Source organism: Bradyrhizobium commune (genome assembly GCF_015624505.1).
GTDB classification, from domain to species: domain Bacteria; phylum Pseudomonadota; class Alphaproteobacteria; order Rhizobiales; family Xanthobacteraceae; genus Bradyrhizobium; species Bradyrhizobium commune.
This window is the reverse complement of the sequence record NZ_CP061379.1, coordinates 7,605,047-7,622,528: the sequence shown is the minus strand read 5'-3', so window position 1 is coordinate 7,622,528 and position 17,482 is coordinate 7,605,047. Positions and strand designations below refer to the sequence as shown.

General features: G+C 63.8%; 18 protein-coding genes and 1 pseudogene. 12 read left to right on the top strand and 7 right to left on the bottom strand.

Annotated elements, in window-relative coordinates; translation table 11 throughout:
• Nucleotides 1–1,270: 1,270 nt before the first annotated feature.
• The gene (gene rpsT / locus IC761_RS35735; RefSeq protein WP_027549990.1) at nucleotides 1,271–1,537 is read right to left on the bottom strand and encodes a 30S ribosomal protein S20; all 267 of its coding nucleotides are present in this window, start codon (nucleotides 1,535–1,537) and stop codon (nucleotides 1,271–1,273) included.
• A gap of 404 nt (nucleotides 1,538–1,941) precedes the next feature.
• On the opposite strand from rpsT, the gene IC761_RS35730 reads away from it, so the two are divergent.
• The 3 genes from IC761_RS35730 to IC761_RS35720 all read left to right on the top strand — a co-directional run bounded on the left by IC761_RS35730 (nucleotide 1,942) and on the right by IC761_RS35720 (nucleotide 4,048).
• Nucleotides 1,942–2,259 carry a hypothetical protein gene (locus IC761_RS35730; RefSeq protein ID WP_195801283.1) on the top strand — a complete coding sequence of 106 codons (318 nt, stop codon included), beginning with the start codon at nucleotides 1,942–1,944 and terminating at the stop codon, nucleotides 2,257–2,259.
• A 134-nt stretch (nucleotides 2,260–2,393) separates the two neighbouring features.
• Nucleotides 2,394–3,050, top strand: coding sequence for a peptide-methionine (S)-S-oxide reductase MsrA (msrA, locus tag IC761_RS35725; RefSeq protein WP_195801282.1), 657 nt, complete (start codon nucleotides 2,394–2,396; stop codon nucleotides 3,048–3,050).
• 257 nt (nucleotides 3,051–3,307) lie between these two features.
• Nucleotides 3,308–4,048: a polysaccharide biosynthesis/export family protein gene (locus IC761_RS35720; RefSeq protein ID WP_195801281.1), complete on the top strand. Its 741-nt coding sequence runs from the start codon at nucleotides 3,308–3,310 to the stop codon at nucleotides 4,046–4,048.
• Between the two features lie 4 nt (nucleotides 4,049–4,052).
• Here IC761_RS35720 and IC761_RS35715 read toward each other — a convergent pair whose 3' ends face one another.
• From IC761_RS35715 to IC761_RS35705, 3 genes are read right to left on the bottom strand one after another with little or no spacing between them, the layout of a single operon-like run.
• A complete protein-coding gene (locus IC761_RS35715) occupies nucleotides 4,053–4,724 on the bottom strand; it encodes a dienelactone hydrolase family protein (RefSeq protein ID WP_195801280.1) in 672 nt (223 codons plus the stop codon).
• A gap of 50 nt (nucleotides 4,725–4,774) precedes the next feature.
• Nucleotides 4,775–5,116 carry a hypothetical protein gene (locus IC761_RS35710; protein ID WP_195801279.1) on the bottom strand — a complete coding sequence of 114 codons (342 nt, stop codon included), beginning with the start codon at nucleotides 5,114–5,116 and terminating at the stop codon, nucleotides 4,775–4,777.
• Between the two features lie 19 nt (nucleotides 5,117–5,135).
• Nucleotides 5,136–5,900, bottom strand: coding sequence for an alpha/beta fold hydrolase (locus tag IC761_RS35705; protein WP_195801278.1), 765 nt, complete (start codon nucleotides 5,898–5,900; stop codon nucleotides 5,136–5,138).
• A gap of 486 nt (nucleotides 5,901–6,386) precedes the next feature.
• Here IC761_RS35705 and IC761_RS35700 point away from each other — a divergent pair, with 486 nt between their 5' ends.
• Together IC761_RS35700 and IC761_RS35695 are read left to right on the top strand one after the other, a co-directional pair.
• Nucleotides 6,387–6,878, top strand: coding sequence for a (2Fe-2S)-binding protein (locus IC761_RS35700; protein WP_092231998.1), 492 nt, complete (start codon nucleotides 6,387–6,389; stop codon nucleotides 6,876–6,878).
• A complete protein-coding gene (locus IC761_RS35695; protein WP_195801277.1) occupies nucleotides 6,875–9,157 on the top strand; it encodes a xanthine dehydrogenase family protein molybdopterin-binding subunit in 2,283 nt (760 codons plus the stop codon). The genes IC761_RS35700 and IC761_RS35695 overlap by 4 nt, the downstream gene beginning before the upstream one ends.
• Before the next feature lie 231 nt (nucleotides 9,158–9,388).
• On the opposite strand, the gene IC761_RS35690 is transcribed toward IC761_RS35695, so the two are convergent.
• Complete coding sequence (locus tag IC761_RS35690) at nucleotides 9,389–10,489, bottom strand: Fic family protein (protein WP_195801276.1); 1,101 nt, start codon at nucleotides 10,487–10,489, stop codon at nucleotides 9,389–9,391.
• Between the two features lie 261 nt (nucleotides 10,490–10,750).
• Here IC761_RS35690 and IC761_RS35685 point away from each other — a divergent pair, with 261 nt between their 5' ends.
• Nucleotides 10,751–11,845, top strand: a complete 1,095-nt coding sequence (locus IC761_RS35685; RefSeq protein ID WP_195801275.1) for an HD-GYP domain-containing protein — start codon at nucleotides 10,751–10,753, stop codon at nucleotides 11,843–11,845.
• Nucleotides 11,846–11,855: 10 nt separating this feature from the next.
• On the opposite strand, the gene IC761_RS35680 is transcribed toward IC761_RS35685, so the two are convergent.
• Together IC761_RS35680 and IC761_RS35675 are read right to left on the bottom strand one after the other, a co-directional pair.
• Nucleotides 11,856–13,433 (bottom strand): ATP-dependent acyl-CoA ligase, encoded by a 1,578-nt coding sequence (locus IC761_RS35680; protein WP_195801274.1) that lies wholly within the window; start codon nucleotides 13,431–13,433, stop codon nucleotides 11,856–11,858.
• Nucleotides 13,434–13,529: 96 nt separating this feature from the next.
• On the bottom strand, nucleotides 13,530–13,940 hold the full coding sequence (locus tag IC761_RS35675) for a VOC family protein (RefSeq protein WP_195801273.1): 411 nt from the start codon (nucleotides 13,938–13,940) through the stop codon (nucleotides 13,530–13,532).
• A gap of 128 nt (nucleotides 13,941–14,068) precedes the next feature.
• Between IC761_RS35675 and IC761_RS35670 the strand changes: the two genes are divergently transcribed.
• The 6 genes and pseudogenes from IC761_RS35670 (at nucleotide 14,069) to IC761_RS35645 (ending at nucleotide 17,478) form a co-directional block, all read left to right on the top strand.
• Nucleotides 14,069–15,043: a Bug family tripartite tricarboxylate transporter substrate binding protein gene (locus IC761_RS35670; protein ID WP_195801272.1), complete on the top strand. Its 975-nt coding sequence runs from the start codon at nucleotides 14,069–14,071 to the stop codon at nucleotides 15,041–15,043.
• Nucleotides 15,044–15,190: 147 nt separating this feature from the next.
• Nucleotides 15,191–15,469, top strand: coding sequence for a DUF3551 domain-containing protein (locus tag IC761_RS35665; RefSeq protein WP_195801271.1), 279 nt, complete (start codon nucleotides 15,191–15,193; stop codon nucleotides 15,467–15,469).
• 138 nt (nucleotides 15,470–15,607) lie between these two features.
• Nucleotides 15,608–15,871: a DUF3551 domain-containing protein gene (locus IC761_RS35660; RefSeq protein ID WP_195801270.1), complete on the top strand. Its 264-nt coding sequence runs from the start codon at nucleotides 15,608–15,610 to the stop codon at nucleotides 15,869–15,871.
• A gap of 51 nt (nucleotides 15,872–15,922) precedes the next feature.
• Nucleotides 15,923–16,375: an ArsR/SmtB family transcription factor gene (locus IC761_RS35655; protein ID WP_195801269.1), complete on the top strand. Its 453-nt coding sequence runs from the start codon at nucleotides 15,923–15,925 to the stop codon at nucleotides 16,373–16,375.
• 11 nt (nucleotides 16,376–16,386) lie between these two features.
• Nucleotides 16,387–16,719 (top strand): annotated as a pseudogene (locus IC761_RS35650) (SRPBCC family protein); the annotation flags it as partial.
• 21 nt (nucleotides 16,720–16,740) lie between these two features.
• Nucleotides 16,741–17,478 (top strand): DUF899 domain-containing protein, encoded by a 738-nt coding sequence (locus IC761_RS35645; RefSeq protein ID WP_195801268.1) that lies wholly within the window; start codon nucleotides 16,741–16,743, stop codon nucleotides 17,476–17,478.
• Nucleotides 17,479–17,482: the final 4 nt, after the last annotated feature.

The following is a 17,482-nucleotide window of genomic DNA, read 5'->3' as shown; positions in this document are numbered from 1 at the left end:
CATCTATAAAGACTTTTCTTGAGAGTTTTGGTTTCATGGTGGGCGCCATGCAGAGTTCCTGCCAGGACTCTGGATGGCGCGACCTCAAGCGAGTCCATCGTCAGGCACAGCTCGACCGTTCGGCGGGAACGCCGCGGGTCAGATCAGCGATGTCAGAGATGGATGGTTCGCGAGGTCAGCGCGTACTCGACGCGCCGTCACACGTGGGAGGCTGATCGCAGGACGGATCGGAAACGGCATCGTTGAACGATGAAGCCAAACTCAATACCGCGTTGAATCCGTAGGACATGATACCTCCCCGTCCTGCCGTGATTGCTCACGGCAAGGTCCTGCGTGTCAAAAAGACAACCGCCCCTGAAACGCTCCAGTCGCGAATGCCCTGCCCGTCTGCTCGTGTCGTTCGCTCGGCTTCGCCATCGCGCGTGTCGGGATAGCCTCAAGATGTCTCTCACAAGCGCCTGGCGCGAGCGAGATCGGAAAGATCCCGCTTGGAGACATTCAGACAAAGAGCTACCGTTCCCATATTGCTATGGGTTTCGATCCGACAATCGCTTGTTGAAGCGTCGCCTACGTGCACACCGCCGCCGATTTGCACGCTCGCCCCGTTTCCGATACCGCGCTGGTCTCAGGATCGTGGGCGCCGCGAACGACTTAAGAAATACACGATGCGCTAAGAGGCGCAATCGAATTGATTCACACTTGAGGCAACTAAAAACTTGATCTGCGTTAACGCCGCGCGCGGCTTGTTCACAAGCCTGAGACCAAGAGTTTGAATCAGCGTAGAGATTCGAACGCCAAAGTCGCAGTGTGACAATTGCCGAACAGCAGCCAAAAATATTTTACAAAAGCGTCACGCGATCGCCGCGTCGGCTCGTTTTCCAAATGCTTGCCGCCGCTATGTGGATAAGTGATTATCGAGACACCGCTTTTTGAGTCTCGTTTCGCAGGGTAACTCCATTGCGAAACGCGTTTCGTGGAAACTACGGTGTGCAGAAGCGGCACGTGTGCGAATCCAACTTAGGCCTGCCCCGCAGGGATTTATCGCAGCGCAGTGAAAGTTTCCGCGATTGCAAAAACGCCGGCAGGTAAAATTACGGATGCAGCATAGCGAAGACGATGCGACTCTTCCAACGGAAGATTGGTTGCCCCGCGACCGCGAGCGCGAATTGTGACAGAAAAATAAAAAGCCCGGCGCAGCTGCCGGGCTTTGTGACGAACGCGATGGCCGCTTCAGCCGATCGAACGCATCGATCGGAGGCCTCGGCGGAGATTACTTCGCGAGCTTGGCGATCTGGGCGGTGAGCCGCGAGACTTTGCGGCTGGCGTTGTTCTTGTGAATGATGTTGCGCTGCGCGGCGCGCATCAGCGCGGGCTCGGCATTCGCCAGCGCCTTCACGGCGGCGGCGCGATCGCCGGTCTTGATGGCTTCTTCGACGGTGCGCACGGCACCGCGCATCTGGGTGCGGCGCGACTTGTTGACGGCAGTGCGGCGGGCGATCTTGCGCGTCGCTTTCTTGGCGGAAGTGGTATTGGCCATGGTCTCAATATCCTTTGCGGTACCGGTCGCGTCTTGGTCGGGTAGCGCCGGCTGCTTGACCGCTTAATCGACGCTCGGATTTAGGGTGTTCGGTGCTGGGCTGTTCCGGGAGCATGAGCGACGGCCTTGCGGCCATCTCTAAAGGCCCAAAGAGCCTTAAAGCTCAAGAAGCCTGCAACTGCTCAAAGAACAGCGGCGGCAGGATTGCGCCCACCGCCAGTTGGCGCCCTTATAGAGGCGGTCTTTGGCAGCGTCAACGCTTTCCGGGCCCCAAAAAAGCGGCTTTCGGGCGCTCCAGGAGGGGCCGTAACGTCCTGATGAGGTTGAATTTCTGCCGCCTTGCGGCTATTGGCAGGCAGCGATTTCTTAGGCTCGTTCGATCGGACGACCATATAAGGTGGGGCATGATCCGCGGCTTTTTCCGACTGATAGGGCTGTTGCTGCTCGCCGGCGGGTTCATCTTCATGGTCTATGACGGCGCCCGCTGGGTGGCCGACCAGACCCTGCGGTTCACCCGGTTCGGCCAGTTCTGGAACGACATCAATCAGACCAGCCAGACGGCGTTCCGGACCTGGATCGAGGCCAAGGCGCCCTGGCTCTGGACCTCGGTGATCCGCCTGGTGCTGGATCAGCCGGTGTTCGCCGTTCTCGGCATTTTGGGCATCCTGCTGATGATCCTGTTCCGGCCGCGGAAACCGTTGATCGGCTATTCGCGGGACTGAGCGCCACACGTCAGGGGCGCCGTAACAGGGCTGCCTCTTTTTACGTAAAGACCTATATTCCCATTTGATCGCGAGCACGCCGCCCGAGCACCTCTGGCTCAGGCGATGCGCAGCCCGTTTTCGGAGATCCGATCATGTTCTTCATGCGCAAGACCACCGCATTGCCGAGCGCAGCTGAAGCGCTGCCCGGCCGTGCGCAACCGATCCCGACCGCAAGCACCCATTTCGTCAACGGCGCGCAGCTGAAGCCGCCTTATCCCGACGGCCTCGAGCAGGCCGTGTTCGGGCTCGGCTGCTTCTGGGGCGCCGAGCGCAAATTCTGGGAGCTCGGCGACGGCATCGTCACGACCGCGGTCGGCTATGCCGGCGGTCACACGCCGAATCCGACCTATGAAGAGACCTGCTCGGGTCGCACCGGCCACACCGAAGTGGTGCTGGTCGTGTTCGATCCGAAGAAGATCTCCTACGAGCGTCTCTTGAAGACGTTCTGGGAGAGCCACAACCCGACCCAGGGCATGCGCCAGGGCAACGACGTCGGCACGCAATACCGAAGCGCGATCTACACCACTTCAGATGCGCAGAAGAAGGCGGCCGACGACTCGAAGAAGCTCTACCAGAAGGCGCTCGCGGCAAAAGGCCTCGGCGCCATCACCACTGAGGTCGCGCCGGCGGGCGAGTTCTATTTCGCCGAGGACTACCACCAGCAATATCTGGCCAAGAACCCGGCCGGCTATTGCGGCCTCGGCGGTACCGGCGTGTCCTGCCCGATCGGCGTCGGTGTGAGCGCGTAGTCTGCGTTCCGGGCGCGTTGCACCTCTCCCGCTTGCGGGAGAGGTCGCATTGCATCGAAGATGCAATGCGGGTGAGGGTTCTCTCCTCTTGGGGAGTCCCATTGCGGAAACACCCTCTCCCCAACCCTCTCCCGCAAGCGGGAGAGGGGGCGCACCGCGCCCGCAGCGGGCATCGTCGCGCCCCAGGGCCCCCTCAACCCTTTATTAACCATAACCAGTGCATCACTGAAGCTGTCTCGTTTTCAGGGATAGCTCCAGTGCCGGTTGCGCGCGCGTCTCATTGGTCGATCTTGGCAGCGTCCGCCGCGCTGTGCCTTGGCGGCTGCATGCAGACCGCCGGTCCCGTCGCATACGTGCAGCCGCGCCCCGATCTCGACACCATGGCCTATGGCGCGCCCTACAGCGCGCCGCGGCCGGTCGTCGTTGCCAATGGCGGCGGCGCCATCGATGCGCTCACCAATTCCTTTGCCTCGGGTCCTGCGCCGATGCCGGTCGCCTATGCCGCGCCGATGGCGGTGGCAGCACCCGTCCGCTACGACGCCTCCTATCATCTCGATGCCGGCGACAAGCTGCGCGTCGTGGTCTATGGCCAGGAAGGTCTCACCAACAGCTACGCCATTGATGCCGGCGGTTCCATCACCATGCCGCTGATCGGCGCGGTGCCGGCGCGTGGCCGCACCACGGCAGGCCTTGCCGGCGAGATCGCCGCTCGCCTGCGCAACGGCTATATCCGCGAGCCTTCGGTGGCGGTGGAGATCGAATCCTATCGGCCGTTCTTCATCCTGGGTGAAGTCGCCGCCCCCGGCCAATATCCTTACGTGCCGAACATGACCGTCGAGAGCGCGGTCGCGATCGCCGGCGGCTTCTCGCCGCGCGCCAAGCGCGACGTGGTCACCGTCACCCACACCGAAGGCGGCGGCGCCATGCGCGCCGTCGTGCCGCTCGGCACGCCCGTCAGCCCCGGCGACACCGTGTTCGTCGGCGAGCGTTGGTTCTAGCGCGCTATTTCAAATGCTTCGCGAAAAACGCCAGGCTGCGCGGCCAGGCGATCTCGGAGCTGGTCTTGTCGTAGCTCGGCCGCTCGTCGCAATGGAAACCGTGTTGCGCGCCGGGATAGATGAAGATTTCGACGTCCGGCCGTTTCGCCTTGACGGTCTCGACGTCGGTCAGGGGAATGCCGGTGTCCTTTTCACCGAAGTGCAGTTGCGTCGGCACCTTCGGCGTCTCGTCGGCGAAGCGCACCACGGCGCCGCCGTAATAGCCGATCGCGGCCTTGAGGCCCGACAGCCGCGTCGCCGCGACGAAGGCGATGCTGCCGCCGAGACAAAAGCCGATGATGCCGACCGGGCCGGCGCCCTTCACCGCATCGATCGCGGCCTGGGTGTCGCGCAGCATCGCCGCCCAGTCCGGATTGGCGACGAATTTGCGCGCCTCCGCGATCTCATCGGGCGTGTAGCCGGACTGGAAGCCCGGCGAGGTCCGGTCGAAGATCGACGGCGCGATCGCGACATAGCCTTCGCCGGCGAGGCGGTCGCAGACCGAGCGGATGTGATGATTGACGCCAAAGATCTCCTGGATCACCACCACCGCGCCCTTGGGCGTTCCGGCCGGGTCAGCGCGATAGGCGCCAAGCTGGAAATCGTCGGACGCCGTCAGTTTGATGTCTTGTCCCACGCGGTTTGTCCTTCTTGGTTGATTGTCGATGCGGGGCTCGCAGCTGCCCCTCACTCCCACATCCAGTTCTCGCCGTAATCCTCTTTCCATCCCGCCAGCCGTCCGTGACGGAATTGCAGGAACAGGCGGTGGCGATAGGGGATCAATCCGCTGCCGCCGACGTCGCGCAGTGCGAGATAGATTTCGTTGCCGGGACGTCCTTTGACATATTGCAGGGGTTGTCCGAGCGCCCGCGCGGTTTGGTCCGCATCCATCCCGAACGCCAGGGGTGTGTTGTTCGACAGGGTGTCGACGAAGGGACGGCGCGGCGGCACCGTGCCGAACGGCTCGGCTTGCACCGACGCTGCCATGGAGAGAAGCGCTGCGCCCGCAGCTAGTAGTGCCCGCTTCATCGTCGTGATTCCTGTTTGTCTATTCCGGCAAGTTCTTCAGGAAAGGCAGCACGGCGTCAACAAAAGCCTGCGGCTGATCGATGTTGACGGCGTGTCCGGCCGCGGGGATCACGACCTTTTGTGCGCCGGGGATTTTGGCTGCCATGTAGTCGGACGCCGCCAGGAACGGCGTGTCGTCGGCGCCGACCACGATCAGCGACGGCACCTTGATGTCGGGCAATAGCTCCATCACCTTGGCATCGCGCTGGGTCAGCATGCCGCGCGCGGCCAGCGCCAGCCCCTTGGCGTTGCGATGGCTGGCGGTGGCGCGCTCGCGCGTCGCCGCCTTCAGCACGTCGAGACCTTCGCGGTCGAGCTTCTCCGCGGTTGCAAGCGCCCGCGCGTTCCAGGCCTCGCGCGCGTCGTCCTTCTTGAAGCCCGGTCCGGTGTCGATGATCAGCAGCGCGCGGGCGCGCATCGGGTGCGCACGATAGAGGGCGAGCGACATGTAGCCGCCGAGCGACAGCCCGCCGATGATGGCGCGCTCCGCGCCGACCGCATCGAGGATCGCCGCCATGTCGCCGACCGTCAGCGCTTCGCTGTAGGCGTTGGGATCATCGGGATAATCCGACTGGCCGTGACCGCGCATGTCCCACAGCACGAGCTTGTGGTCGCGTGCGAGCGCGTCGATCTGGCCGTGCCACATCGCCGAGGTCGAGGAATAGCCGTGGGTGAGCAGCAGCGGCGGCCCATCACCGTACACCTCGTAATAGATGTCGACGCCGTCCCGAGCGATCCGTGGCATTTGCTTCCGCCCTCCTTATGCTTGTTCATTCTAACCACGATGACGGTGCACCCTCGCCCCTTGTGGGAGAGGGTGGATTCGCGAAGCGAAGCCGGGTGAGGGGTCTCTCTCCTCACGAATGGTTTCGCGAGTGGAGAGAACCCCTCATCCGGCGCTTCGCGCCACCTTCTCCCACAAGGGGAGAAGGGAACGACCGCATCCGCGGCTGCACTCTAGCTCTGTAAGTTACCTTGAAGAAACTGCCTGAGCGCAGTGGCACTCATGCCTCGCCGCACCGCTTGTCGTGTCCAGTCGCTAACGTCAGTTCCGCTGTCGCAACGCACAACGAGCAGACGCCGCGATAGTTTCGATCGATTCCAAATTGCGTTTGCCTCGGCGCGCGAACGCGATCATTCTTGCGCGCAAGGCGGCCGCCGGCCCGGTGGGCGTCCGTCATCACAAGTTGCCGCCGTAAGCGGCTTCATGCACCGGCAGGGGAAGACGCCTATGCCAACTCTCACCATCAACGGGCGGAGTATGTCCGTGGATGCGGCGAACGACACGCCGCTCCTGTGGGCCATCCGCGAACAACTCCAGATGACCGGCACGAAATTCGGCTGCGGTGCCGGCCTGTGCGGTGCCTGCACCGTGCATGTCAACGGCGAAGCCGTGCGCTCGTGCCAGACCATGGTCGGCGACGTCGCCGGCAAGAAGATCACCACCATCGAAGGCCTCTCCGCCAAGGGCGATCATCCCTTGCAGAAGGCGTGGATCGCCGAGCAGGTGCCGCAATGCGGCTACTGCCAGTCCGGGCAGATCATGCAGGCAGCCTCGCTGCTCGCGAAGAACGCCAATCCGACCAAGGAAGAGGTCGTGGCGCATATGGACGGCAATCTCTGCCGTTGCATGACCTATTCGCGGATCCAGAAAGCGATCATGCGCGCCGCTACTGAAATGCGCACCGCATCGGCCGCCGGCAACGAGCGGAGGCCCACATGAATCAGCACATCAAGAACATCATCCCCGAGACATCAGATCTCAGCCGTCGCTCGTTCCTGGTCGGCACCGCCGCGACCGGCCTCGTGCTCGGCTATGCCGGAGTGCCCGGCATCGGCGAGGCGCTCGCCGCACCTTCGAACTTCGAGCCGAGCGTGTGGTATGCGATCTCGCCCGACGGTCTCGTCACCGTAACCTGCGGCAAGGCCGACATGGGCCAGCACATCGCCTCCACCATGGCGCAGATCGTCTGCGAGGAGCTGGGCGCGAAGTGGAGCGACATGCGGGTCAATCTCGCCTCCAACGATCCAAAATTCAACGACCCCGTGCTCGGGGCGCAGATCACCGGCGGCAGCTGGTCGACCATGATGAACTTTGACGCCATGAGCCGCGCCGGCGCCGCCGGACGCATGGCGTTGACGGAAGGCGCGGCCGCTGCGATGGGCGTGCCGGCCGGCGAGCTCGTGGTGCGCGATTCCATGATCGTGCATCCGAAGTCGAAGAAGCAGATGTCGTTCGCCGATATCGTCAAGAGCGGCAAGGCGACCAAGACCTTCACGCCGGACGAGCTGAAGGCGATCAAGCTGAAGACGCCGGATCAATACAGCATGATCGGCGTGTCGGTGCCGCAGATCGACATCCCCTCCAAGACCAACGGCACGGCCAAATACGGCATCGACGTGATGATACCGGGCATGGCCTATGGCGCGGTGGTGACGCCGCCGGTGCGCTACGGCGCCACGGTGAAGTCGGTCGACGACAGCGATGCCAAGAAGGTGCCGGGCTTCATCAAGGCCGTCACCCTCGACGACAAGACCCAGACGACAACCGGTTGGGTCGTTGCGGTCGCCAACACCTATGCCAACGCCAAGAAGGCGGCCGCGGCGCTGAAGGTCAGCTATGACGGCGGTCCGAATGCGAAGGTGTCGAGCGAGTCGCTGTACGCCGAGGCCAAGCGGCTTCAAGGGCTCGACGATTCCGGCCAGTTCTTCGTCAAGGACGGCGATCCCGCGGCTGCCCTCGGTACGGCGGCAAAAGTGCTGGAGGCGGAGTACACCACCAGCATCAACATCCACGCGCCGATGGAGCCGATGAACGCCACCGCGGAGTTCAAGGGCGATATCCTGCACATTTATTCCGGCAACCAGTTCGCGACGCGCTCCGGCGCCATCGCCGCAGGCGCCGCCGGGATCGACCCAAAATTCGTGGTGATGCACCAGATGTGGCTCGGCGGCGGTTTCGGCCGCAGGCTCGATGCCGACATGATGGTGCCGGCGGTGCAGGCCGCGAAAGCGGTCGGCAAGCCGGTGAAGGTGATCTACACGCGCGAGAACGACATGACGATGGATTTCTCGCGTCCGCTTACCTACCAGAAGATCAAGGCCGGCATGGACGGCGACGGCAAGATCGTCGCGCTCAGCCACGACGTGGTCTCGGCCTGGCCGACCCAGCGCTGGGGAATTCCCGACTTCCTGTCGCCCTCGGTCGACAAGAAGGGACCGCTCGATGCCTTCACGGTGAACGGGTCGGATTTCTTCTACACCGTGCCCAATCATTATGTGCGGGCGATCAAGAACGAGATGGCGCACAACGCCACCCCGTCCGGTCAGCTCCGCTCGGTGGCGCCGGGCTGGACCTTCTGGGCGGTCGAAAGCATGATCGACGAGATCGCGGCTGCGACGGGCAAGGATCCCGCCCAGCTCCGCATCTCGCTGCTCGACGGCGCCGGCGAGAACGACGGCGGCGCGCAGCGGCTGCGCAACACGCTGCTCGCCGCGATGGGCCTTGCCGGTTACGGCACCAAGAAGCTGCCGAAAGGTGAAGGCATGGGCGTTGCCTGCGTGTCGTCGCAGGAACGCGCATCCGCAAGCTGGACAGCCTGCGTCGCCCACGTTGCGGTGGCTTCGTCAGGCGAGGTGACCGTGAAGAAGCTCACGGTCGCAACCGACGTCGGCACGCAGGTGCATCCCGACAACATCCGCGCCCAGGTCGAGGGTGCGGCGCTGTGGGGCCTGTCGCTGGCGCTGTACGAGAAGGCGACGCTGAAGGACGGTGGCATCGAGCAGACCAATTTCGATGGCTACACGCCGCTCCGCATGAGCCAGATGCCCGAGGTCGCCGTCGCCGTGATCGCCAATGGCGAGAAGGCGACCGGCGTCGGCGAGCCCGCGGTCACGGTGGTCGCCCCGGCGATCGGCAACGCCATCTTCAACGCCAGCGGCGCCCGCGTGCGGTCGCTCCCGATTACGGCCGAGGCCGTGAAGGGCGCGATGAAGGCGTAAGGCGGCCGAGGGCTGCGCGAGACAATCCGCCGGAGGGCTACCTCCGGCGGATTTTTTTGGTTCACCTCTCCCGAAGGGAGAGGTCGGGTCGCATCGAAGATGCGATCCGGGTGAGGGGTTAGGGTCTCACTGAGCGTTGCGGCCCCTCACCCGGATTGCTGCGCAATCCAACCTCTCCCCGCTGGGGAGAGGTGAACCAAAGTGCCCGATCGGACAGAATTCACCACGTCTCTACACCACCAGCGAATAGCTTGTGCTGCGGCCGCCGGCGGCGTCCTTTTGCAGGATGCCCTTGTCGATCAAATCCTCGATGTCGCGCGCAGCGGTCGCCTGCGAAACCTTGACGATCTTCGCCCATTTGGACGACGTCAGCTTGCCTTCAAGGCCATCGAGCAGGCGGTTCAACATGCGTCGCTGGCGATCGTTGAGCGAGCTTGTGCCGTGACGCTCCCAGAACCTCGCCTTGCGCAGCACATCGCCGATGATCATCTCGGCGCCGTCGAATGCGCGGTCGAGGCAGTCGAGAAACCAATTTAGCCAGTCGGTGATGTCGAGCGTTCCGCGCTGGGTCTTTTCGAGGATGCCGTAATAGGCGCTTCGCTCTTTCCGGATCTGGTCCGATAGGCTGTAGAAGCGCTGCGTGCTTTGCTCCGAACGCGCCAGCGCCAGATCGCCGATCGCGCGCGCAATGCGGCCGTTGCCGTCCTCGAACGGATGGATGGTCACGAACCAGAGATGCGCGATCGCGGCCTTGATGACGGGATCTGAGTCCCGATCGGTGTTGAACCAGTCGAGGAACGCGCGCATCTCTTTGTCGAGCCGCCCGGCCGCCGGCGCTTCGAAATGGATGTGTTCGTGGCCGTCTGGTCCGGAGACGACCTGCATGGCACCGGATTGCTCGGTGCGCCATCCGCCAACAACGATCTTCAACATGCCGCTCCGGCCGGTCGGGAAGAGCGCCGCATGCCAGCCGAACAATCGCTCGGCGGTGACGGGTTGATCGTGATTCCGGGTGGCGTCGAGCGTCATGTCGACGATGCCCTCGACCTGTCTGTCGACAGGTGCAAGCGCGCCGATATCGATGCCGAGCCTGCGTGCGATCGACGACCGGACCTGATCGCGGTCGAGGATCTCATCCTCGATCTCGCTGGACTTGACGACATCCTCGGTCAGCACCTGGAGCGAGGCTTCGGCCTTCAAATTGAAGCCGAGGCTTTCCATCCGTCCGAGCAGGCGGCCCTGCTTGTGGCGCACCTGGGCGAGCCGCGCCGCGAGCGTGTCCGCGCGCCACTGAAACTTGGGCCAGTCCGGTCTGTCATGGATATAGGCCATATTCTCTGCGCTCTATGACGAGAATATCAAGCCTATTCTCGTCGCGTCCAGTCTATTCTCGTCACTTATTGATGGGAATGAGGTGGCCCGGCTACTGTGCATGGGGTTGTTTTCGACATTTTTGTCGGAGCCAGCCGGCCCGCAAGTTCCTCAAATTGTACCCAAATCCTCAGGCTTCCATTGAGCACGCCTCTTAAGCCCCGGAGAACCTGATCCGGCTTAGGCTCTCGCCAAAGACAGTCCCGTGCTTTTGGGGAAGCCATGAACGCCACAGCCAAACCGGCTACCAAACGCCAGCTCCTGCTGGCCTCGGATCGCAGTGATCAGAGCAGCGAGCTCGCCAGCATCCTGAAGGCGGTCGGCGACGTCGCGACCGTCGCGACCCAGGATATCCCCGAGCAGCCGTCGCGCGATTTGTCCGGCCTCGTGGTCGACATCAATCTGCGCTCGCCCGAAAGCGTGCAGCGGGTGCGCAACAAGCTGCGCAGCGAAGGCTATCGTTCGTTGCCGCGATTGTTCGTGCTTGCGGACGCGCTTCACCACGGCACCATGCAGGCCTGGGCGCTCGGGGCCACCGACACCATCTCGCGTCCGCTCCAGCCCGACGCGATCCTCCAGCGCATCCGCGCGGCGTTCCCGGACACCGCGACCTATGACGCGACCGATCGCGGCAAGACGCTCAACCGCGGCGTCGAGGCGGCGCATGCGGTGCTGGCCAAGATGTTCGAGAAGCTGCCGCTCGGCGTGCCCTTTACCTTCGACGACGTCATCGCCGCCGAGAGCAAGATCCTGAAGGCGATCAAGCACTCCTCGCTGCGCGAATGGCTCACCACCGTCGGCTGCCACCATGTCGGCAGCTATCGCCATTGCCTGTTCGTCACCGGCTTCGCGGTTGCCTTCGCGCAGCATCTCGGCATGCGCGAGGACGACCAGCGCCGGCTGACCCGCGCCGCGCTGCTGCACGATGTCGGCAAGGCCTTCGTTCCCTCCGCGCTGCTCGACAAGCCCGGCAAGCTCACGGATGAGGAAATGGCCGAGGTCCGCCAGCATCCGCGCCGCGGCTATGACGCGCTGGCAGCCCAAGGCGGCTTCCCGCCGGAGATGCTCGACGTGGTGCTGCATCACCACGAATTCCTCGACGGCAGCGGCTATCCGAATGCCCTGTCGTCGAACCAGATCAGCGACATCGTGCGGCTGACGACCATCGTCGACATCTACGCCGCCCTGGTCGAGAAGCGCGCCTACCGCATGCCCTTCACCCATTCGCGTGCCTTCACGATGATGGAAGGCATGGGCGGCAAGCTCGACCAGCAGCTGTTGCAGGCGTTCCGCCCGGTGGCGCTCGGGTCGTTCTGACCCGGCGCCGTTACTCCAGCATCTTCCGCAACTCCGCCTTCGCGACCTTCTCCAAGGTCGAGCGCGGCATGTCGTCGACGAGCCTGACCTCGCGCGGCACCTTGAAGTCGGCGAGGCCCTTGCGGCAGGCCGCCATCACGCGGTCATGCAGATCGGGCGCGGCGCCCGCGACGCCGCCGTGCGGGATGACGAAGACGACCGGCACCTCGTCCAGCATCGGATGCTTCTTCGCCACCACGGCCGCTTCGCGCACGCCGGGGACCACGGCGATCACCTGCTCGATCTCGGAGGCCGCGACGTTCTCGCCGCCGACCTTCAGCATGTCCTTGGCGCGGTCGCCGAACCTGATGAAGCCGTTCTCCAGCCGCTCGACGCGGTCGCCGGTGAGGAAGAAGCCGTGTGCGTCAAAGCTCTCGCGCGTGGCCTTTTCGTTGTGCAGATATTCGGCGAACAGCGACAGGCCGGGGATGCCCTTGATCGCGAGATTGCCGGTGTCGCCGACCTCGGTCGGCCTTCCGTCATCATCGGTGATGCGGATCTGATATTCCGGCGCGGCACGGCCGATCGACATCGGGATGTTGGGCTGGTCCACCTCGCCGACGATGCCGTGGGTGATGGTTTCGGTCATGCCCCACCAGCCGATCATCTTGACGCCGAACGCGGCGAAAGCCGGCGGCTCGTTGATCGCGGTGCCCCACAGGCGGAATTTATGGTCGCGCGGGATCTCCTGCTCGAGCAGCGCCTTCATGCAGAACGGAATGGTCGAGGTCCAGGTCGAGCCGTGCTCGCGCGCGACGCCCCAGAACCGGCTCGCCGAGAAGCGCGGCTGGATCACGCAGGTGGCGCCGACCCACAAGGTCGCCAGCATGGAATAGGCCAGCGCATTGGTGTGGAACAGCGGCAGGTAAGCCTGGTGCACGTCGCCCGCGTGCAGATCCTCATGCGCGGCGTTGACCTTGGCGCCCCACAGCGCGTTGGCATGTGTCCACAGCACCGCCTTCGGGCGCGAGGTCGTGCCCGACGTGTACTGCACGCTGCATGGCGCGAGCGGATCGGTCGCGCGCTGTGGCCGGTCGGCGCTGTCGGCGAACAGCGCCTCAAAACTGTCGCCGCGTGAGACCGCGTGCGCAGGCGCCGCGCCCGCATCGTGCGAGGTCACCGCCATCCAGCGAATGTCGCGGCAATTCTGTGCGACGATCTCCGCATAGGCCGGTTGCGTGATCGCAGCGACCGCGCCGCAATGATCGGCGAAATATGCGATCTCGGCCGGCGCCGAACGGGTGTTGGTGGTGACCGCGATGGCGCCGAGCTCGACACAGGCAAACCAGGCCAGCATCGCCTCGATGCAATTGTCCAGATGAATGAGCACGTACTCGCCCGGCTTGATGCCGCGCTTTACGAGCCCCGCGGCGAGTGCGCCGACCCGCTCGTGAAACTCGCCATAGCTCCAGCGTCGCGCCGGCGCATCGAACGGCGCCCAGATCAGGAATGGATGTGAGCTGCGCACCTCGGCCCGCATCCGGAGCAGCCAGGGCACGTCGAGCCCGGCGAATGGACCTACGATTCCGGCGGCCGTGTCGTTCGGCATGTGTCCTCCCGTGCAGCCTGCTTCGCGGCGGCTGCTTGTGTTGTCGGGAGACTTTCTGCCACCGGATGGCGCGGGGAGCAAATCGCAGGCAACGCCCTATGTCTCGTACGACGAAATCTCGATCAGGCTCCCGTCGGGATCGCGGCAATAGACCGAGCGCAGGGTGCCGCGGGCGCCCTGCTTGAGAACCGGGCCTTCCTCGATCGCGACGCCATGTGCCCTTAAATGCGCCACCACCTCGTCGGGCGTCGAGGAGGTGAGGAAGCACAGATCTTCGCTGCCGGCGGTCGTCTGGTCGGCGGTGAACCACTCTACCTTGTCGGCATCGCGGGGCCGGACGTTGATCTTCTGTTGACCAAACTGAAGCGACGTCCGCGGCGCTTTGCCGCCGCCGGGGTCGAACACCTTGACTTCCATCCCGAGGATTTTGCGATACCACTCGGTGGTCGCTGCGACATCGGCAACGTTGATCACGAGGTGATCGAGGGCCTGAACCTTGACCGGCATGCCTCATCCTTTCGTCGCCATGGGGCTTGCGCACTTTCCGCAGCAGTCGGGCTTTGTTACAACGCCGCTGACGCCGCTATCAAGAACAACGCCTCTTTTTAAGAACAACACTTGGGAGAACCCTTGAGATGATCACTCGCCGTTCCGCGCTGGGCCTGCTTGCCGCCACGCCTCTTGCAGCCAGCCCGCTGTCGAAGGCCTTTGCCGCGGATTATCCGTCCCGGCCGGTGAAGTTCGTGGTCGGCTATCCGCCGGGCGGCGCCACCGACATTTTGGCCCGGCTGATCGGCCAGCGGCTGTCGGAAAAGCTCGGCCAGCAATTCGTGATCGAGAACAAGCCGGGCGCCGGCAATAATATCGGCACCGAATCCGTCGTCAACGCCGAGCCCGACGGCTACACCGTGCTGCTGGTCAATCCGGCCAACTTCATCAACGCGACGCTGTACGCCAATCTCAAGTTCAACTTCGTGCGCGACATCGCGCCGATCGCCTCGTTCCAGCGCGTGCCGAACGTGATGACCGTCAACAAGGACGTGCCGGCCAAGACTGTCGCCGAGTTCATCGACTATGTGAAGGCCAATCCCGGCAAGGTGAACATGGCCTCCTCCGGCAACGGCACCTCGGTGCATCTGTCCGGCGAGATGTTCATGGCGTTGACCGGCTGCAAGATGCAGCACGTGCCCTATCGTGGTGCTGCGCCCGCGATCACCGACATGCTCGGCGGCCAGGTGCAGGTGATCTTCGACAACATGCCCTCGATCATCCAGCACATCCGCTCGGGCTCGCTCCGCGCGCTCGGCGTCACCACGGCGCAGCGCTCGCCGCAATTGCCCGACGTGCCGGCGATCGGCGAGACCGTGAAGGACTACGAGGCGAGCGCGCTGTTCGGCATGGGCGCGCCGAAGAACATGCCCAAGGAGATGATCGCCAAGCTCAACAGCGAGATCAACGCGCTGATGAAGGAGCCGGACATGACCAAGCGCCTGGTCGAGCTCGGCGGCGATCCGCTGGTGCAGACGCCCGAGGCGTTCGGCACGGAGATCGAGGCCGAGACCGCCAAATGGAAGAAGGTCGTCGAATTCGCCGGCCTCAAGGTCGAGTAGCGATCTTGTGATGAGTGGGAATGGAGCCCTGCCGTTCGGCAGGGCTTTTTTCTTGCGAGGCTGCGCGGCAAGCTGGAATAAAACGGTGCTGTGAAACCTGATGATACATGGCGCGTATCTCGTGCCGTGAAGAGAGGAGTTGGGATCATGCGCAAGACGCAATTGGCGCTGCTGACACTGGGCGCGACGGTCCTTGCCGGCTTCGTCACGGTCACACCGGCCGCGGCTCGCGACTATCCCTGGTGTGCCCAAGGCGGGGAATATGACTATCCCGGCGAATGCGCCTACAGCACCTACGAGCAATGCGAGGCCAGCGTCTCCGGCCGGCTGCTGTACTGCGGTCCCAATCCGCGCGTCGCCTATGGACAGGCCCCGCAGCCGCTACCCCGGCCGCATCGTCGCGCACGGCCCGTCACGCCGTATTGATCGCGCTCACATTCTATGAAGCCATCGCGCATGCCGCGACGGCGCATTTTTGCGTGATCGCTCCGGAATAAATCGGCTCCGCCAGCCTCTTTCTCTGTGAGGTCGCATGTCGCGAGCGGCCAACATGGGAGATCGGTCATGCCCAAAGCGCAAATTGTGCTTGGCACCATAGTCCTTGTGTGGCTCGCAGGCGGTAGCCCGGCGCGCGCGGACTATGACTACCCCTGGTGCATTCAGGATGCGGAATACGGCTATCCCGGGGACTGCGCCTATCAAACCCGCGAGCAGTGCCTTCAGAGCGTGTCGGGCCAGAAGGGATCATGCAGCGAAAATCCTCGCCTCGTCCTGAATCGACCTGCGCAGCCTCCCGCGCGGCGCAGGCCGCGCCTTTCGCCGAACTAGCTGCCAGAGTTCCTGCTTGACGCCATCGCGCTCGCGCCTATACTAAACCTTATGGTTAAGTATAAAGATGAGACGCTCGACCGCACGTTCGCGGCCTTGTCCGATCCGACGCGGCGCGCGCTGCTCGCGCGTCTCGGCGAGAAAGACGGCCTGTCAGTGAGCGAGCTCGCCGCGCCGTTCTCGATCTCGCTGCCGGCGATCATGAAGCATCTCGACGTGCTCACGGATGCGGGCCTGATCGTGCGCGAGAAGACCGGGCGCACGGTCGCCTGCCGGCTCACCGCGCAGCCGATGGAGCAGGCGATGAACTGGCTCAATCGCTACGCGCAATTCTGGTCCGAGAGTTTCGACCGCCTTGCCGCCTTTGTGGAGGACAAACCATGGCCAACGCAGCCGTCAACGCCGATCCCCGCACATCGGAGCGTCCAAGTCTCACGCTCACCCGCCGGCTCCGCGCGCGGCCGGAAAAAGTCTTCGCTGCCTGGACGCAAGCCGAGCAGCTAGCGCAATGGTTCGGCCCGCCGAACATGAAGCCGGCGACGCTGAACGCCGAGCTCGACGTTCGGACGGGCGGCCGCTACCGCATCTCCTTCACCCGCGACGATGGCGAATATTTCGAGGCCGGCGGCACCTATCGCGAGGTGGTGCCGAATGAGCGTCTGGTCTTCACCTGGGCCTGGCATTCGACGCCGGAACGTGAATCGCTGGTGACGATCACGTTGAAGCCTGACAGCGCCGGCACCCTGATGATTTTCCATCACGCCCAGTTCGTCGACGAGACCGCGCGCGACAACCATCAGCGCGGCTGGAGCTCGTTCTTCGACAAGCTCGACGCCTTCGTCGCCTGATCCCTGTCAGAGGAGGACACCATGCAGCAACATCAGATCGTCTCGCGCGAGCAATGGATCGCGGCCCGGAAAACTCATCTCGCACATGAGAAGGAGCTCTCGCAGGCCCGCGAGCGCCTCGCCGAGGAGCGCCGTGCGCTGCCCTGGGTGAAGGTCGACAAGAATTACGTGTTCGAAGGGCCGAACGGCAAGATCACGTTCGGCGATCTCTTCAAGGGTCGTCCGCAACTTGTGGTCCAGCATGTGATGTTCGCGCCCGATTGGGAGGCAGCCTGCAAGAGCTGCTCGTTCTGGGCCGACGGCTTCGAGCGCATGGTGCCGCATCTGGCCGCGCGCGACACCACCATGGTCGCGATCTCGCTGGCGCCAGTTGCGAAGCTCGAAGCCTTCAAGATGCGGATGGGCTGGAGCTTCGACTGGGTCTCCTCAGGCGGCAACGACTTCAATCACGACTATGAGGTCTCGTTCACGCGCGAGGAGATCGACGAGGGCGTGCCGAAATACAATTTCGGCACCACGCCGTTCTATGGCCCGGAGCTGCCCGGCATCAGCGTGTTCTACCGCAACGAGGCCGGCGAGATCTTCCACACCTATTCCTGCTTCGCCCGCGGCCTCGACATGATGAATGCCGCCTATCAATATCTCGACCTCACCCCGCTCGGCCGTCACGAGGACGGGCTGCCCTATCCGATGGACTGGGTGCGCTTGCGCGACCAGTACGAGCCGCAGGCCGATAAGGACGCGTGCTGCCAAGGGTGAGAGC

What these genes read in the sequence shown, in the direction of transcription:
- IC761_RS35690 (WP_195801276.1), bottom strand. Translation starts at nt 10,489, where the DNA reads ATGGCCTATATCCATGACAGACCGGACTGGCCCAAGTTTCAGTGGCGC.
- IC761_RS35670 (WP_195801272.1), top strand. Translation starts at nt 14,069, where the DNA reads ATGATCACTCGCCGTTCCGCGCTGGGCCTGCTTGCCGCCACGCCTCTT.
- IC761_RS35700 (WP_092231998.1), top strand. Translation starts at nt 6,387, where the DNA reads ATGCCAACTCTCACCATCAACGGGCGGAGTATGTCCGTGGATGCGGCG.
- IC761_RS35680 (WP_195801274.1), bottom strand. Translation starts at nt 13,433, where the DNA reads ATGCCGAACGACACGGCCGCCGGAATCGTAGGTCCATTCGCCGGGCTC.
- msrA (WP_195801282.1), top strand. Translation starts at nt 2,394, where the DNA reads ATGTTCTTCATGCGCAAGACCACCGCATTGCCGAGCGCAGCTGAAGCG.
- IC761_RS35695 (WP_195801277.1), top strand. Translation starts at nt 6,875, where the DNA reads ATGAATCAGCACATCAAGAACATCATCCCCGAGACATCAGATCTCAGC.
- IC761_RS35660 (WP_195801270.1), top strand. Translation starts at nt 15,608, where the DNA reads ATGCCCAAAGCGCAAATTGTGCTTGGCACCATAGTCCTTGTGTGGCTC.
- IC761_RS35665 (WP_195801271.1), top strand. Translation starts at nt 15,191, where the DNA reads ATGCGCAAGACGCAATTGGCGCTGCTGACACTGGGCGCGACGGTCCTT.
- IC761_RS35730 (WP_195801283.1), top strand. Translation starts at nt 1,942, where the DNA reads ATGATCCGCGGCTTTTTCCGACTGATAGGGCTGTTGCTGCTCGCCGGC.
- IC761_RS35655 (WP_195801269.1), top strand. Translation starts at nt 15,923, where the DNA reads ATGGTTAAGTATAAAGATGAGACGCTCGACCGCACGTTCGCGGCCTTG.
- IC761_RS35675 (WP_195801273.1), bottom strand. Translation starts at nt 13,940, where the DNA reads ATGCCGGTCAAGGTTCAGGCCCTCGATCACCTCGTGATCAACGTTGCC.
- IC761_RS35710 (WP_195801279.1), bottom strand. Translation starts at nt 5,116, where the DNA reads ATGAAGCGGGCACTACTAGCTGCGGGCGCAGCGCTTCTCTCCATGGCA.
- IC761_RS35685 (WP_195801275.1), top strand. Translation starts at nt 10,751, where the DNA reads ATGAACGCCACAGCCAAACCGGCTACCAAACGCCAGCTCCTGCTGGCC.
- IC761_RS35705 (WP_195801278.1), bottom strand. Translation starts at nt 5,900, where the DNA reads ATGCCACGGATCGCTCGGGACGGCGTCGACATCTATTACGAGGTGTAC.
- IC761_RS35645 (WP_195801268.1), top strand. Translation starts at nt 16,741, where the DNA reads ATGCAGCAACATCAGATCGTCTCGCGCGAGCAATGGATCGCGGCCCGG.
- rpsT (WP_027549990.1), bottom strand. Translation starts at nt 1,537, where the DNA reads ATGGCCAATACCACTTCCGCCAAGAAAGCGACGCGCAAGATCGCCCGC.